We start from the raw sequence: 14,529 nt of genomic DNA on the forward strand, positions 1-14,529 counted from the left end.
GCATTGAGAACGTGGTTGTCAGCGCCATGCGACCAGATTTTGTTCTTATCGTCGGAACTGGCAACCATGGAGTTGATGGCTTTGGCAAGTTCCTTGGCGCTTAATCCTTCAATCAAACCAACTGCCATACCCGGCTTGATGTTCCACTCAAGAACGTTTGACAGTTCGCCTGGCAATGTCCCCTTACCACACAGGACAAACAAACCAACGCGATATCCTTCCATGCTGCACAAGGCAATTTGCAGTGCCACCAATCGTGCGAAGTTGGTTGTTTTACCAATACCGGTACGGCCCAAGCACAGCATATGTGTGCACAGGTCATTGATAGAGACAACCATTTTCTTGCCGGGATCGGGACTGAAATCGTAGCGCTTGGACGCCAAGTAACCACTGGAAATGGCAATCACGATTGTTGGTGACTTGTCCTTCTCTACGTTGACCGCTTGCATGTGGCGGTCTTCTCTCGTGGTTTTGAAAGAGTGGTCTTGCATCACCCCACCAACCACCTTGTTTTGTTGATCCAGTGCCCAACCACGTGCACGGAAATTCAATTCTGTGTAGCGCATGGCGTACGCAGACGCGAACAACAAGATCACCCAAGGTGCCATGACGGGCGGCAAGCACATGACAATGCCAAAACCAGCGCAAAGCTTTGCCCAGCCCCAAGCCCATGCTTTACCACCTTGTACCGCACCACCCAAATTTGAGTCATCGCCCCAGTTGACGATTGTTCCAAAAATAAACACGACCCAAACTGTGGAAAGGAAAAAGGCGATAGCCCCACCAATTTTCAACAGGATCCCAAACGGGCTCGCTGAAAAATTGGTTAGCGTCTGCAATATGGACATGGAATACCCGCCGTTGCCCGACGCTTGATCCAGTGCCGCAACGCTCACACCTGTCTTGACAACAAAGATGGCGTACAGCGAGAACAAGACTGGCGCGATAAAGCCGATGAACCCCATCTTGATGGCTTCATTCACGTCCTCCCCTTGGTGCAAGGCGATGATATGAGGAACGACAAGCGCCGCTGGGATCACCGCCAGTAATGCCCAAAAGCTGGGTAGGGCTGCAAGCACAATGGTAAGGGCGGCCAACACTGGGATCATGCCGTACACAATTGATGTTGCTGTTGAGTCCGCGCCTTGCGTCAGGTCATTGGTGGTTACAAAGTTTTCCCAGGGCAATCCATCGGCCGTGACTTTGTAGCTGGAATGCTCGTCGTCCAGGTCTTCGGCGATCATGGGCGAGTACATACGGAACGGTTCCAAATCAACGCCTTCGGGAACGTACAACGTTCCATCATCGCGGCGTTGTGCGCCCATCTTTAATACTTTCTCAACGTCACTGCTGCGAACGTTCGGCAGCTCACCATTGAGAACATAGCGATCACCCCGTCCAATTAAGCGCAAGAAACGCTTGTTGGCATTGCGCACTGTTTTTTGTTCGCTCGTTAGGACCGCCCCCGCATTTTTGATTTTCCCGCTCAACTTGTCGAGAAAGTCCGGAATTGTGAAAATGTTTAAACCCATACCACCTCCTTTAGATTTTAATGATTAACCAAAATATGAAGCCCAAAAATGAAATTATGGCAAGCGAAGTCATGAACACCCCGCGCGACACACGTGGTGCCTCTTCATCCCGAATTTGAGCCAACAGCAAACTTTGATCGCGCCAGTTGCTTTCGGACTCGGAAATGTCGGACGTGCTTCCGCGATCGCCTGTGTTGTAGTAATACTCCCGCTGCAAGTGTGGGTTCATCTTTGAAAACTTATCCAACGGTGTCCGGATCAGTGTGCGCCCGTAAAAGTCGTACAGCCGGCTTCCCAATGACAGGCCAAACTTTGTTTTGTATTGATCGTAAATTTTATGAAGCATTTTTTACTCCTTATATATGTGAGTGATTGTTACTCAAACACGGAAGCCAATATTGTCAAGAGTCAATAGTTAAAGTTTTTTGGCCCATGCATCCAGATCCGAATTGGCCTTGTCCTGCCAGTCGTCTTTTTTATCCTTTACTTTTGCATCATCATTTTTTGCCTTACGCTTCTCCACCGGCTTCGGTGCAGTTGCAGTTGCCTTGGGTGCCACCGACTCTTTGGACGGCTGCTTCACGCTGACAGTTTTCTGCTCGGGCTCAGTTTTTGATTGAGTTTCAGGCTCTGGCGCCGGTTTGAGTTGGGCAAGAGGTGAATTGTTTGCAACGGGTTTGAGTTCGCCTTGATGATCTGCGTCCAACGGCAGTTGTTCTTTCGCATGCTTTTGAGCTTCAGCTTCCGCTTGTGCCGCTTTTTCTTTTTCCAACGCTTGCGCTTGCTCCGCGTCGAACAACTCTTTGTCCCGCAAAACCACAAGAACATTTTCACGTGGAGTGATGCTAATGCTGTGCGGCGATTTTTCCGTTGCGGATTTGTAGTGAACGGTTGTTTTTATGTAGCCTTCTGGTGTCACGATCAAAATCTTCGGATTGACCTGAGTTGGGGTGTAATCCGCTGACGGTTCCAGCGTGTATTCCTCGCGCACATCTAACGAACGGCTGGTCAAGGTCACAACTCCCTTGCGTGATATCTCAAATGTGGTTTCACCATCGGTCCAGGTTTTCCCAAAAATGGCTGTCACACGCTCACCCAACACAGCACCGCGTGGTGTTTTGAATTCCTTTATCACTGGCAAGTTTTTTTTGACCGGCGCAACTGCTGCCGATGGAGCTTCACTGGATCCATTGAAGTGGAAATACGCGGCAAACGATCCGGCTGCAACGATGCAAGCAACGACTGCAATCACGATCAGTTTTCGTTTTGGCCGTGATGCAACTTGGGCTCGATCGGCTGGCTCGATGTCCTGGGCGTGAGGTGTTGGGTTGACCTGTGTGGGAGTCACTTTTGGTTTTACTTCGTCCCCAACCACCGGGCCTTGCTCCACCTCTTGAACCACATGCTCCGGTTCAACCGGCTGCTGTTCTGAAACAGCGACCGCAGGTTCCGGATTGCTTACCACAGGCTGTGCCTGGACATCCGCAACGCTCTCCACGGGCGCGGGAGATCGATCTTCTTTCTTCTTGGTTGCGGCGGACACACCGCTTTTCAGTCCCGACCAAATTCCGGCGCCCACTTTTTTTGCACCGTCCTTCATCTTGTGTGCCGTCTCGATGGTCTTATCCACGGCACGGTCCAATTCTTGGCTGGACTTGTCGTTTAATAAATCATCATCATCGTCCGCCATTTGCATCTGCAATGCGCGCGGATCAATTTTAGGTTTGTGTTCTTCTGCCATATTTTTCTCCTTTCACTCTCATGATGGTCTTGAAGAAGAGGGCGCCGAATTGACGCCCTCGCCTCCTGCTTTGTTTACCGCTGAGCAATCTCAGGCAGTGGGGTGATGACAAACTTGTTGTCGCCCTGGCCGCAACTCACTTTCACTGCGTGTTGCACGCCGGCTCCGTTGAACGCACCGCGCTTGCCCAGTTCGGCCAATGGAAGTTCGCAACCGGCCTTCCCGGAAAATTCAAACGTCAATTGGTTTTTGGATTGCGAACTGATCGCAGCCACCTTGTCGAACACCGTTGCCGTCTTTTCAGAAACCGGCGACATATCTTTGGGGTCGTACGCAATCACCATTGCGCCCAGTTCTTTTGTGGGCTTGCCCTTGTCGTCCACACCGTCGCGCTCATCGACCGATGCTTTCAAGCCGGCTTGTTGCGCGTAAGCGCTTGCCTCTTGGAACTCTTTGAGTTGTTTTGCCTTGCTCCACTTCTTCCCAAAGAAGTTACCGCCCGCGCATCCCAGCGCTCCGCCACCAATAGCGCCTGCGGCTTTGTCGTCTTTCAAAATCTTCGCGCCAACAACACCGCCTAAAATTCCGCCAACCACGCAACCGATCTTTCCGGCCTTTTGTGTGCGCGCTTGATCTTCGGTCGGAGCCTGGGCGTGTGCGCCGATCGATCCGGTCACCAATGCAACCATTACTGCCGTCGTTAAAATCATTTGTTTCATTTTTATCTCCTAGTTTTTTGTTAATGAATAATTTGCACCTGGGGAAGTGTTGGGATCTTGTGCAATGTTCCCCGTGACATTGCATCCAAGATTTTTTTCTTACGAGTTGTCCGTCGGGAACGACACACCACCGGAATTTCTCGTAGATGTCTGCTGCCGATTTCCCTGGCCATTATTTATTTGCAAACCACCACCCTCAATGAGTCGGCTCGCCAATGTATTCAATCCACTAATGTGTTGCTTGCAAATTTCGATATGCCGTTCGGACATTGCTTCATTTATGCTCCGCGCCGCTTCAACAAATGTTTTTTGATCCGCCATCAGGTTCAATCTGAGATTTGCCACCTCCTTACGCAGATCCTCTTGGGTGCGGAGCAAATCAGATTTTGCTTCTTCGATTGCGGCCACTGTTTCGACGCGACCGAGCTTGACCTCGATTGCATTGCGCACCCAGTCGGTAAATGTCATACCGTTTTGGGCCATTTGTTGTTCAACCCGCTGCAATTGCCGCTCTGGAATTTTGATGTGCTTGTTGATTGTTTTCATTTTTCCTCCTTTTTGTTTCCATCACTCAAACAAAAAATTGGATATTGTCAAGCTCACACCCAAAAGCACTGGTATTACTGGGTTTTTGGCACTTAATTTCCACCGCGAAAATACACGGGCGTGTATATCCCGAAAGCCTTGGCGTTAAAGGCTTTCCAATGTCTTTTGTTGGTTTTTAGCTACACGGCGTTAGAACACCACAGGTGCGACATGTGCATACGTTCTGTACAGTCCCAAACAGACGGCTGTAGACTTTCGGCCACCGCGAGCTTTTGATTTTTCTTTTTGCTTTTCGGTTTTTTTGCTCTGGCTTTTGCTTCTGCCTTGCTCTGGCTGTCCCGCTGTTGCTCTTTGCGGGCGCTCGGGCTTTTTTGTTTTTTGCTTTGCCCACTGGCGCGCTCCACCGCCAGTCAGTGCCCCGTCCTGGCCGTCTCGTGCTGTTCATCTGGATGTTTGCAGTGCCACACCACGGCTTGGGCCTGCAGCTCGTCTTGACCGCTGTCAAGTCGTTCGTGTGTCAGCCGTCTGTACCTGTTGGCTGGGCACCGCCTGCCCTCGCCTGCGGCTCTTGGCTGCACGTCTGGTTGCTTGCGAGATACCTGTGCGCCGTCTGTTCGGACGGCCTGCACACGTCGTCTGGTCCGCTCTGTGGGTTCGTGCGTGCAGCCGTCTGGTGATGCCGTTTGGTTCTCGCACAACAATCAAGCGTCTGGTCCGGTCAACGCGCGCAGCGTCAGGTTCTCAAACCAAACACCTTTTGTTCGTCCAGCCGTTCTGGTTATACATACGTTGTCCTGCCTCAAGTACCCTGGAACACTTCATCGTCAGGTGTTGAGAATTCAACGGGTATAAAAAAGGCCGTCGCAAGGACGGCCGATGGTGGAACTCAGAAAATAATTAGATATCAGATCCCGCCGTCACCACGCTTGATGCGATCGGGTGAACTTTCAATCAATGAAAGCAATTCTGCATTCAGCACTGCTCGTTGAATAATTGCTTTGATGCCTGGATCGTTTGCGACATCACTTGGCGTTAGCCCACTAGCATTCACCGCAGAGGGATTGGCACCAGCAGCAAGCAGCACCTCAATTAAATCCTCATCAATTGAACCATCTGCCGCCAAATGTAAAACCGTGTCACCCGAACCATTGACCGCATTTACATCCGCCCCAGCGGATAATAAGGCCGACACTGAAACAACCTCATTCGCACACATCTCACTTGCGTTCATGAAGTGATGCATTAGAACTGTTTCACCGTCTTTGTTTCTCGCATTGACATTCGCACCTGCCTGCACCAGCAGTTCAATAGCATCACCATCGTCACTCCCCCAATAATGGAAGATTGGAGAGACTCCAAAATCATCTATTGCGTTAATGTCCGCGCCCGCATCAAGTAGCGCCTTGACTGAATGCGCCGAACTTGGCCACGCCAGCGGCGTCATTCTGTTGGCATCAACAACACTTACGTTCGCCCCTCGGCGAATAAGATCACGTATCAACAAAGAATTATCAGCCAACACTGCGTAATGCAACAAAGTAAAACAATTGTCTGGACTATTGGCGTCTAAGTCCTCGACCTCGCCCCGATCAATGACTGCCAGAAGTTCATCATACCTTTTTTCAATTGCAAGCTGAAACACATCTACAGTCATGACAATCCCCCTTACAGCAACAATCGAAAGCTGCACGTTACCACATGCAACACATTTTCGTCACGGGCTGCAAATTGAACAATTAGTTAGTTGTCAGATCCCACCTTCACCACGCTTGATGCGGCCCGGTGAATTCTCAGATAACGCAAACAACTCCGCGTTTAGCACTGCTCGTTGAATAATCGCTTTGATGCCCGATCTGTTTGCAACATCACCGGGGGTTTTCCCCTTGGCATTTAATGCGGAGGGATTGGCACCAGCATGAAGCAGAACCCCAATTACTTCCTCACCATTTGCCCCATATGCTGCCATATGTAAAACAGTGTCACCATCATTGTTGACTGCATTAACGTCAGCCCCAAGGGCGATTAGGGACGCCACTGGATTAACTTCATTAGCGCACCACTCACTTGCGCTAATGAAGTGATGCATTAGAAGCGTTTCACCGTCTTTGTTTCTCGCATTGACATCCGCACCCGCATGAACAAGCAATTTAATCGCATCAGTTTCGACATCACCCCAAAGATGGAAGATTGGCGTAAGACCAGAATGATCCATTGCGTTAATGTTTGCGCCAGCTTCAAGTAGAGCCTTAACTGTTTCCACTGTCCGTGCCGACACCAAGGGTGTCCTCCCTTCGTGATCAACGCAATTCACATCAGCACCACGGCGAGCAAGCTCTCTTATTAGATACGGCTTATCATAGCTCACTGCGTAATGCATCAATTTCAACCCAAGCACACTACCATCAGCGTTTAGATTATTGACTTCGCCGCGATCAATACTCGTCAAAAGTTCGTCAAACCTATTTTCAACCATAAGTTGAAAAGCATTTACTTTCAAAGGACACCTCCACCATCCAGCTCCATAAATCACATTGCGTACCTAGGCAGTTAAATCTCAGCCTACCAAACTATCCTACTGGAATCAAAAACCCGCCGAAGCGGGTTCTTAATGATTACATTCGCCGCCGCACCCTAACCGGCTCCGTGTCCAGGCTTGCTTTCACCTCACACATTATTTTTTCCCCAGTCTGAACGTTAAGAGCCTCACTCAATTTTTCATAAGTAAAAGCATCTTGAGTTAAATCGGCTGGGACTTGACCATGTTTGTTTTGCGCTGTGGCGTCAGCACCTGCATTTAAGATTATTTCAGCAACTTTTGGAATGCTGTAAGCGGCTGCGATATGCAACGCGTTGTTGCCTTTTGCGTCCTGGGCGTTGACATCCGCCCCCATGCTCACCAACGCATTTATGCATCCAAAAGAATTACTGTACATGGCGCAATGAAGCGGGGGCCAACCGTCCGGCTCGTTCCTCACATTGATGTCTGCCCCTGCATCAGCCAGTTCCCTCATAACCAGTTCTTGACCGTTAAAAGCTGCCATGTGCATCAATGAATTTCCTTTTTCATTGAGAACGTTCAGATCGGGTATGTTCTCAATAGAGTCCAAAAATTCTTTCAACTCAACCGAGCCGCCAGAAGATTTCGACAAGGCACCAGCGGCCTTTATAACCCTTACATAATTTTCGTCTTCAAAGTTCATAACTCTCCTTATTTAGCAAAAGCGCTCCATTCACATCACCATACCTTTTGCATTTGTCAAGAGCAAATTGACAAAATAGATATGTGTGATTGGATGAAGACAATCAATTCAAGGGGGACTCAATGACAAATCCAAAAGACGAAATGATTTCTATAATGCTGGGCCTTAATAAGCGCAAGCGCACGAACATCCCCAAATATCAAAAGCCAACCATTTTTGATAAGTTCGGCGGGGTGTGTGCGTACTGCGGCGATGCACTCAACGGCTCAAAGAAGAATGCGTGGGGCGTGACCCACGCCATACCGTTGCACCTGGGCGGGGAGTCTTCCGCCGACAACCGCATTCCCTCGTGCATTCCGTGCATCCAGAGATATGGAACGGCCGACTGTCTGTCGGCGCTGACCGACAACGAAACGGTGCTGACTCCAACATGGCATGCAAAGCTGACGGCCATGCGCGATGCAGCGCTGCTGCGAGCGAGGAACCACCTCACCCCGCTGTCCCCCAAATCGGACATCGAGCTTGTGCGCAAGAACGTGCAAGGGCGATGGATCCACGAACGCACAACGGTGTTCGCCACCGTACTGCCAACACACGTTGTCTTCGGGCTGACTGATCGCAGTGGATCCAACAAGCGCGTTGCTGAGATGGCTTCGCTGTTGGTGTTTGGCTTCAAAGCCCAGCGGCTGGGCAACGATGGCGACTATGAAGTGCCGGCAGCCAAGGCCGGCTTGAACCTGTTCGTCGTGCCGCGCGATCGACTGCTTGCAGCAACGATGGCACTGACAGAAGAGAACTGTTGGCTTCGTGAGGTTCGCGTATCGATCACCCCTGAGCATACAAACAGTGAATGGCGTTCCTACTGGTTCCGCTCCTACGCCGCACTGAAAGACAACCTCAAACGCCGCGTGTACGGTGAAGCACAGGCGCCCTGGCACATCAAGAACACACTGTCGATGAGCGCGGGCGCGGTACGGGCGCGGCGCCACTACAACTCAAAGAGAGCCAAGACACTGGCACGGATGGAACAGCACGCCCAGGTAATGGACTTGCGTGTGGCGGCGGGCCAACCACTGGAAGATTGGGACGAACGGGTCAAACGGGTGGAACGACAACTGCAGCTGCAACTCAAGTTGTCGTAGCCCAAAAAGAAAAAGGACCGAATGATCGGTCCTTTTTTATGGGCTGTGCATGTGTGCGTCTCAGAAGTTGAAGCCGGCAGCGAAAGAGAGGACGGCGATGGACACCATCAGTGCTGCGTGCATTTGGAAACGGGTTAGACGTTCAAAGCGTTTCAAGCGTTGGCGTGCGGATGTCTTCATTTCATTTGCTCCTGTATGGACACGGGGGCTTCGTAGATCATGGGGTCATTCTCTTCGACACAGAAGACGTAAAACACACCGTATACGTTGAAGGCGATTGCTGCGTACAGCGCTGCACGCAATATGTAGTACGTCATTGCACTGCGACCGTATTTTTTTTCATAGCGTAATTTCATAGTGGAACTCCTTAGCGTTTGGATTGGGGATCAGCCGATAGTGGCGGTGTGTTTTTCGTAAGTGGTCATGTCAACCGTTTTGATGTACATCTGAACGAACGGAGGCAAGCAGCCACGGAACATTTGGAAGATCGTTGTTCCCGTTGAGTCATCGTGGTGCCCGGTGCGGCGGTTGATGCTGCGGTTCATCATGGTGGTCAAAGAGGCGTAGCCATCGCGCACCAATACTTCAATGATTGAGTTGTAAACAGCAGCGAGCTTGTCGTCGTTGGTCAGAATGGCTTTGCGGTACAAGCAGCAGGCCAGGTGGATGGGTGTGGCGTCGCACGTCGTTGCGCGGCTGTTGGTCAACGCGGTCAGTTGTCCTGCGTCAACGCGCCCGTCCTTTTCACGGAAGTTGGTCAAGACGATCGAACGAACCTTTTTTAAGTTGGCGTTTTCAATGGCGTTGAAGAGTTTGGTTGATGTATTCATGTATGGCTCCGAGATGGTGTTGGGCGGGAAATTAACGGCGTTTGGATTTATCTTTCAGTTTTTTGATAAAGCGCAATTCGCGTTTAACCTTGGTTGTGAGGCGGATGTCGTTGTGTTTCATGCTTTGCTCTCCTGTCAGCGGATCTTGCCGGCTGTGGGGAAAGCGGCGTCGGCGCGGTCGTACATGCTTGTGGAACTTGTTGCCGAGTTGAACAACCCAGTGACGACAGTGACCAGCAACCATCCAGCCAGGACAACGACCAAAGCGGCGGCGGTGATTTTCAATGTGGTTTGGTTGAAGATGTTTTCCATAAGTTACCCCTTAAAGTTAAATGAGATTTTGAAGTTAGATTGTTTCGCAAACGCGGTTGATGAAATTGCAAATTGACACATGAAGAATGGCGGCGGTTGCTAAAGTTGCGATAATCATTTTGTGTCCCCTTATTTATTGTCCGTACATTCAATGTAAAAGAAATTATTAAGGTGTCAATACCTTTTATTGAGACATTGAGTAAAAACTGTGAGATAACCGACAGTTTTGAATATTGGTTGAAATTTTTTTAATCCGCAAAAAAGGGCCGACGTATCGGACCCATGTAAACAACAGAAGAAACTTATTGAGCGATCGTATTGGGTGGCGTGATTTCAAAGTCCATGAAAAGTACGGGCACACAAATAAGAAACGACGTGAGAACCGGATAGAACATATCCAAAGTAACGCCCAGTCCTGGGAACGCTGCGGCGACAGAGAACAGCGCCAAGCTCATTAAGAGTGCAACCACGATGACGGCGACGATGTACGCGTTGAGTTTATTCATTGGGCCACCCACCCGCTTTCTGTATTGATCCGTTGGGCGTTGGTCAGAAGCTCTTCAAGCTCACTGTCGGCAATCTCCGAGGCGTCCATCCAGTTGAAGGTGTAGTAAAACGACGCGGACAAGTCGCCTTCCCATCCACGGAACAACTCTTCATCCGAGCGGGACTTGGCGCGCACAATGGCCTCGCGAACGATACCCTCACGGCTCCACAGTTGAGCAACTTCTGTCAATTCAACAAATCCGTTTTCGATAGCTTTGTTAATGATGTCCTGCATAAATACCCCCATATTTTGTTTGTACTGATTTCACTTAAACACAAGGTCCAACATTGTCAATACCTTTTATTGAGAAGCGAAAAGATAAAATCAAAAGCGCTTTGGGAGTGGGATAAAATCCCAATAAAAAAGCCCGCGAAAGCGGGCTCATTGTTTTAGATTTTTCTTGTTCGTAGAGCATCATTCCCCAGCCTTATGACTTCACTTGATATACGAACCCGTTGACCTTCGATGTCGATCAGTTCGCCAAGATCCGGTCGTGCGGTAAATAAGGCGATGTCCTTAGCTGACATTCCATAGTCCGTGCGTAAACCGGCGTCCGCTCCCAATCTCAGAAGCAAACTAATTGTGGAACCGTCCGCACCATATTTCTTTATCAAAGGGCTTTCGCACCACACGGCAAAGTGAAGTGGCGACTCACCGCGAGGATTGACGACATTGATGTCCCAGCCCTCTTCCACAAGTCTTGCTATGGTTTGTTGGTCATCCAAGATGACTGCCTTGTGCAACTCGTTATCCCCAAAGATGTCGCAAGGAACCTTGGGTTCGACGCTCACCATTTGACCTGCTCACTTGACCAGTGATCGCTTCCCAACGCGTACAGTTCGTAGATGCTTGGGTTCTCGCAGAACTCCCCGTCCTCGTCCTCAAGCGTCAACAAGCGTGTTTCAAGTTGCTCCCAGGCGTCGATGGCGGCTTCCCTACTGCAATCGCTTGCAATCACCTTGTAGGGCTGATCCGCCCATGTTTCACCCGTCCAGACACTCGCATTGAAGATGTGGTAGCTGGCGACAGTCTGGTTCCATTTGAAGCTGACAGAAGCGTTGAACTCGTCGCAGATTTGATTGTTGTGATTGATATAGAACGTCAGCATACAGCCCCCTGTTTGTGTGATAGATGTACTTACACAAACATGGATGCCAATATTGTCAAGCTACTTCTGGACAAAAAAAAGCCCGCCGAAGCGGGCTTAACCAATGCGATTGCAGCAGGACTTACAGATCGCCGAACGTCGGCTTGCCTTCTTCACGAAGCTTCTTACCTGCTTCACTGCTTTCAAAGTTCTTGAGGGCTTCGGGCTTCGGCCCCTTGCCGCCGTAGTAGAACGGGGTCTTCTTGCCGTCGTGCAAGAAGCGGTTGTTGGCGCGCAGTTCCTTGGGGACGGTGTTGCGCGGCTTGGAACCAGCCGACTTGCCACCCTTCTTCACCGGGCCAAAGAAGTTGCTGACCTGGGCCTTCTGACCGTCGGTCAGGTACTCGGCAACATTGGCAAGAGTGTTCAACGCTTCTTCAAGGACTTCACCAGCGGAAGCACGGCGAGCTTCCTGAATGCGCTGACGATCAGCAGCCTGCTTTTCTTCAAGCGCGGCAAGATCCTTGGCGAGCTTCTTTTCCAGCTCATCGGCTTCTTTCCAGCTAAAGGTCTTCTCGTTCATTGGGTGACTTTTGTCTAATGAGCCGCAATTGGCAACTGGATCATATCCGATCAAATTTCAATTGCCAAGCTATTTCCCTTCTACTGTCCAATGAAGATCCATCGACATAAAAAAAGCCGCCCTGTGGCGGCTTCTTTATCATGTCTTCTTTAGCCCAGGCGGGCGTCTCCGGCGAATCGAGTCTGGCAGGGACCAACTGTTAACAACCTCATCCACCCGATGATAGGCGGCGTTTTGGCGTTCATCGTCCTGTTCAATGCGCGTCTTTTCTTCGCGGCGCTCGGTGTCGAAGCTTGCAAGAAACTGTTCCTCACGCACTGGGTCATTCCAGGTCGAAATCAGTGATTTCATCGCACTCATGATGCTTGAGCGATCCAAGATCAGATCTGCTGCAAGATCACGCGTCACTTCACACCGATGTTCCAAGCGGCGTACTTGGCTCTGAAGCTCTTCGATCTGTCTTGCCAAGTCGTAGGACCGCTGGACCGCATCCAGATCGAGAGCCGAACGGCGGTGCTTCCGCCGCTCCTCGACCCGATGCTGCCGAATGTTTTGATCCTCTTGCTGCCCCTGTGCAAACTGAATGTTCTGTTCGATCAAGTTGCTCGTGGATTGGTCAGCGTCTTGATAGATACGTCCTAAAGTTTTGAGCAAGTCCATAATTCCTCCTATTCATTTGATCCATTCACAGAACCAGAACATGAAACATTGTCAAGCCCCCGCTGTGGTAGCTAGCTCCGATTTTCCGCTGGAGTCAAGCTAAATCTGCACGGCATGGACCGTAAACCCGCTCTGACGCTCGTCAAACAAAAATGAGCCGGACTTTGCCGGCTCACTTTCTTCCTATTACGGTCACTTACACGGCGACAAAGCAACGTTGGACAGATCAAACCCTGCATCCTTTGCAATTCCTTTGAGAACCAACACCAGATCCTCTTTACGTTGCTCGTCATGTTTCCGGCTTAACAGCAGCTCCAAGTCGGTGATGGACAGGTCGTTGATGTTGACTAGTTCCGTGGTGGGCAATGAGTTGCCCACCCCGAGCGTTTCAATGATGGTTTGCAACGCGCTGGGCTTCACACCTGGCCGCTCGTAGCTGTCGCTGTAGTAGTCCGCCTCCCCTGCCTCTGCAGCTTCCATGAGCACGTCATTGGGTATGCGCAGGGTTGCGCGCTCGGGGTGGATAAATGAGCGCTTTTTAATCCACGTGCTTGGGCCAATTTTCCAGCGGGATCGAAGTTCCAAACTTGTTTCCAAACTTGTGACCACCGCCCACAACCCCTCCTTCTCATTGACCCCTAAGCACAGCAATGGGTGGGTGACACGTAAGGTGGTATCAACCTTGTTGCGGTGCAAAACCTCAACGCAGGCGTAGACAATTATTCCGGGTCGTAATTCGTTAATTTTCAGCATAGGCAATTCCTTATTGGATGGAATACCCATCCAATCAGAAAATGAAGGCGAGTCAAGAAAAAAGCCCGCTTTCGCGGGCCTTTCAATCAACACTGAACACTATTGTGCAGTTGAGAATATCTCTGCATGCATGTCTTGACGATCAAGCGCAGCACCAGACCGACCAGCAGCGCGGCAAGCAGTCCGCTGCGCCACACACCACCGATGGCCCAGGCACCATAGAAAGCCAAGCCGAACACCGTCAAACCTTGCAGCAAAGACGCCAATTCTTGAGTTCTTGAGATGGACTCTGGCGTCGGATATCTGTACTTTTTAGACAGAACAAAGGCTTGAACCAATGCCAGACAGGCGATGGTGATATCGATGCCTGTCTTGTACACCAGTGCATTGTGGGTGATATATACATAACCCACCATTTCAACAACAAACCCCAAGACCAACGCAAAGAAGCAAACGCGCGCATAGAATTCTTTTGACATTGACACCCCCAATTGTTTGACTGATTTCAATCAAACATGGATGCCAATATTGTCAAGCTGAAAAACCCATCACATTCTTCTGCGGGCAACAGGCTGCTTTCGCACGGATCCAACAGCCTTGGTGATGGCGGCCTTGTCCCAGCGTGCTTCATGCTCCAACAGCAGTTTCTTTGCTTTGGGGATCACAGCAATGTCCGATGGCCTCAAACCCTCGTTGTTGCGGATCCGGGGATCGGCCTTGCGTTGCAGCAGCCAGTTCATTCGCGTGGTGTAATCAGTCTGCGCCAAATAGTGCAGCGCTGTATCGCCATCTTTGTCCTGCGCATTGACATCCACGCCCAGGTCAATAACGCGATGAATGAGCCGGCAATTCACTGTCTCGTCAATCAACCAATGCA

Annotated in this window: 22 protein-coding genes; 2 read left to right on the forward strand and 20 right to left on the reverse strand. The window is 50.3% G+C overall.

What is annotated here, in order from left to right; translation table 11 throughout:
• The 9 genes from DI605_RS21145 to DI605_RS21185 form a co-directional block, all read right to left on the reverse strand.
• Positions 1-1,532 (reverse strand): hypothetical protein (locus DI605_RS21145; protein ID WP_293977717.1); only part of this gene is annotated, 1,532 nt, incomplete at its 3' end.
• A gap of 10 nt (positions 1,533-1,542) precedes the next feature.
• Positions 1,543-1,878 carry a hypothetical protein gene (locus DI605_RS21150; RefSeq protein ID WP_049446868.1) on the reverse strand — a complete coding sequence of 112 codons (336 nt, stop codon included), beginning with the start codon at positions 1,876-1,878 and terminating at the stop codon, positions 1,543-1,545.
• Positions 1,879-1,947: 69 nt separating this feature from the next.
• A complete protein-coding gene (locus tag DI605_RS21155) occupies positions 1,948-3,273 on the reverse strand; it encodes a hypothetical protein (RefSeq protein ID WP_293977720.1) in 1,326 nt (441 codons plus the stop codon).
• A gap of 74 nt (positions 3,274-3,347) precedes the next feature.
• Positions 3,348-3,992, reverse strand: coding sequence for a glycine zipper 2TM domain-containing protein (locus DI605_RS21160; RefSeq protein ID WP_152906664.1), 645 nt, complete (start codon positions 3,990-3,992; stop codon positions 3,348-3,350).
• 99 nt (positions 3,993-4,091) lie between these two features.
• A complete protein-coding gene (locus DI605_RS21165; RefSeq protein WP_293977725.1) occupies positions 4,092-4,538 on the reverse strand; it encodes a hypothetical protein in 447 nt (148 codons plus the stop codon).
• 179 nt (positions 4,539-4,717) lie between these two features.
• Entirely contained in the window at positions 4,718-4,942 is a 225-nt protein-coding gene (locus DI605_RS21170) for a hypothetical protein (protein ID WP_293977727.1), read from the reverse strand.
• A 500-nt stretch (positions 4,943-5,442) separates the two neighbouring features.
• Positions 5,443-6,192: an ankyrin repeat domain-containing protein gene (locus DI605_RS21175; protein WP_080354864.1), complete on the reverse strand. Its 750-nt coding sequence runs from the start codon at positions 6,190-6,192 to the stop codon at positions 5,443-5,445.
• A gap of 93 nt (positions 6,193-6,285) precedes the next feature.
• Positions 6,286-7,035, reverse strand: coding sequence for an ankyrin repeat domain-containing protein (locus tag DI605_RS21180; protein ID WP_293977731.1), 750 nt, complete (start codon positions 7,033-7,035; stop codon positions 6,286-6,288).
• Positions 7,036-7,150: 115 nt separating this feature from the next.
• Complete coding sequence (locus tag DI605_RS21185; RefSeq protein WP_293977733.1) at positions 7,151-7,738, reverse strand: ankyrin repeat domain-containing protein; 588 nt, start codon at positions 7,736-7,738, stop codon at positions 7,151-7,153.
• A gap of 89 nt (positions 7,739-7,827) precedes the next feature.
• Between DI605_RS21185 and DI605_RS21190 the strand changes: the two genes are divergently transcribed.
• Positions 7,828-8,880, forward strand: a complete 1,053-nt coding sequence (locus tag DI605_RS21190; protein ID WP_293977735.1) for an HNH endonuclease signature motif containing protein — start codon at positions 7,828-7,830, stop codon at positions 8,878-8,880.
• Positions 8,881-9,056: 176 nt separating this feature from the next.
• Here the strand turns inward: DI605_RS21190 and DI605_RS21195 are convergent, their stop codons facing one another.
• Entirely contained in the window at positions 9,057-9,236 is a 180-nt protein-coding gene (locus tag DI605_RS21195) for a hypothetical protein (RefSeq protein WP_293977737.1), read from the reverse strand.
• 30 nt (positions 9,237-9,266) lie between these two features.
• Complete coding sequence (locus DI605_RS21200; protein ID WP_141098006.1) at positions 9,267-9,710, reverse strand: hypothetical protein; 444 nt, start codon at positions 9,708-9,710, stop codon at positions 9,267-9,269.
• Between DI605_RS21200 and DI605_RS21205 the strand changes: the two genes are divergently transcribed.
• A complete protein-coding gene (locus DI605_RS21205; RefSeq protein WP_293977741.1) occupies positions 9,694-10,098 on the forward strand; it encodes a hypothetical protein in 405 nt (134 codons plus the stop codon). The two genes, DI605_RS21200 and DI605_RS21205, sit on opposite strands and share 17 nt — an antisense overlap.
• A gap of 226 nt (positions 10,099-10,324) precedes the next feature.
• On the opposite strand, the gene DI605_RS21210 is transcribed toward DI605_RS21205, so the two are convergent.
• The 9 genes from DI605_RS21210 to DI605_RS21250 form a co-directional block, all read right to left on the reverse strand.
• A complete protein-coding gene (locus DI605_RS21210; protein ID WP_070206725.1) occupies positions 10,325-10,528 on the reverse strand; it encodes a hypothetical protein in 204 nt (67 codons plus the stop codon).
• Positions 10,525-10,803 carry a hypothetical protein gene (locus tag DI605_RS21215; RefSeq protein WP_293977746.1) on the reverse strand — a complete coding sequence of 93 codons (279 nt, stop codon included), beginning with the start codon at positions 10,801-10,803 and terminating at the stop codon, positions 10,525-10,527. Before DI605_RS21215 ends, DI605_RS21210 begins: the two co-directional genes overlap by 4 nt.
• Positions 10,804-10,958: 155 nt before the next feature.
• Positions 10,959-11,363 carry an ankyrin repeat domain-containing protein gene (locus DI605_RS21220; RefSeq protein WP_293977748.1) on the reverse strand — a complete coding sequence of 135 codons (405 nt, stop codon included), beginning with the start codon at positions 11,361-11,363 and terminating at the stop codon, positions 10,959-10,961.
• Positions 11,357-11,677 carry a hypothetical protein gene (locus DI605_RS21225; protein ID WP_088430318.1) on the reverse strand — a complete coding sequence of 107 codons (321 nt, stop codon included), beginning with the start codon at positions 11,675-11,677 and terminating at the stop codon, positions 11,357-11,359. Before DI605_RS21225 ends, DI605_RS21220 begins: the two co-directional genes overlap by 7 nt.
• Positions 11,678-11,798: 121 nt before the next feature.
• Entirely contained in the window at positions 11,799-12,239 is a 441-nt protein-coding gene (locus tag DI605_RS21230; RefSeq protein ID WP_070206728.1) for a hypothetical protein, read from the reverse strand.
• A gap of 138 nt (positions 12,240-12,377) precedes the next feature.
• Positions 12,378-12,899 carry a hypothetical protein gene (locus tag DI605_RS21235; protein ID WP_088430316.1) on the reverse strand — a complete coding sequence of 174 codons (522 nt, stop codon included), beginning with the start codon at positions 12,897-12,899 and terminating at the stop codon, positions 12,378-12,380.
• Between the two features lie 192 nt (positions 12,900-13,091).
• Complete coding sequence (locus tag DI605_RS21240) at positions 13,092-13,652, reverse strand: hypothetical protein (RefSeq protein WP_293977752.1); 561 nt, start codon at positions 13,650-13,652, stop codon at positions 13,092-13,094.
• Positions 13,653-13,738: 86 nt separating this feature from the next.
• On the reverse strand, positions 13,739-14,131 hold the full coding sequence (locus DI605_RS21245; RefSeq protein ID WP_070206731.1) for a hypothetical protein: 393 nt from the start codon (positions 14,129-14,131) through the stop codon (positions 13,739-13,741).
• Between the two features lie 69 nt (positions 14,132-14,200).
• Positions 14,201-14,529: ankyrin repeat domain-containing protein (locus DI605_RS21250; protein ID WP_293977754.1), on the reverse strand; the 329-nt coding region annotated here is incomplete at its 5' end.

Source organism: Sphingomonas sp., from assembly GCF_003248515.1.
GTDB lineage: Bacteria > Pseudomonadota > Alphaproteobacteria > Sphingomonadales > Sphingomonadaceae > Sphingomonas_I.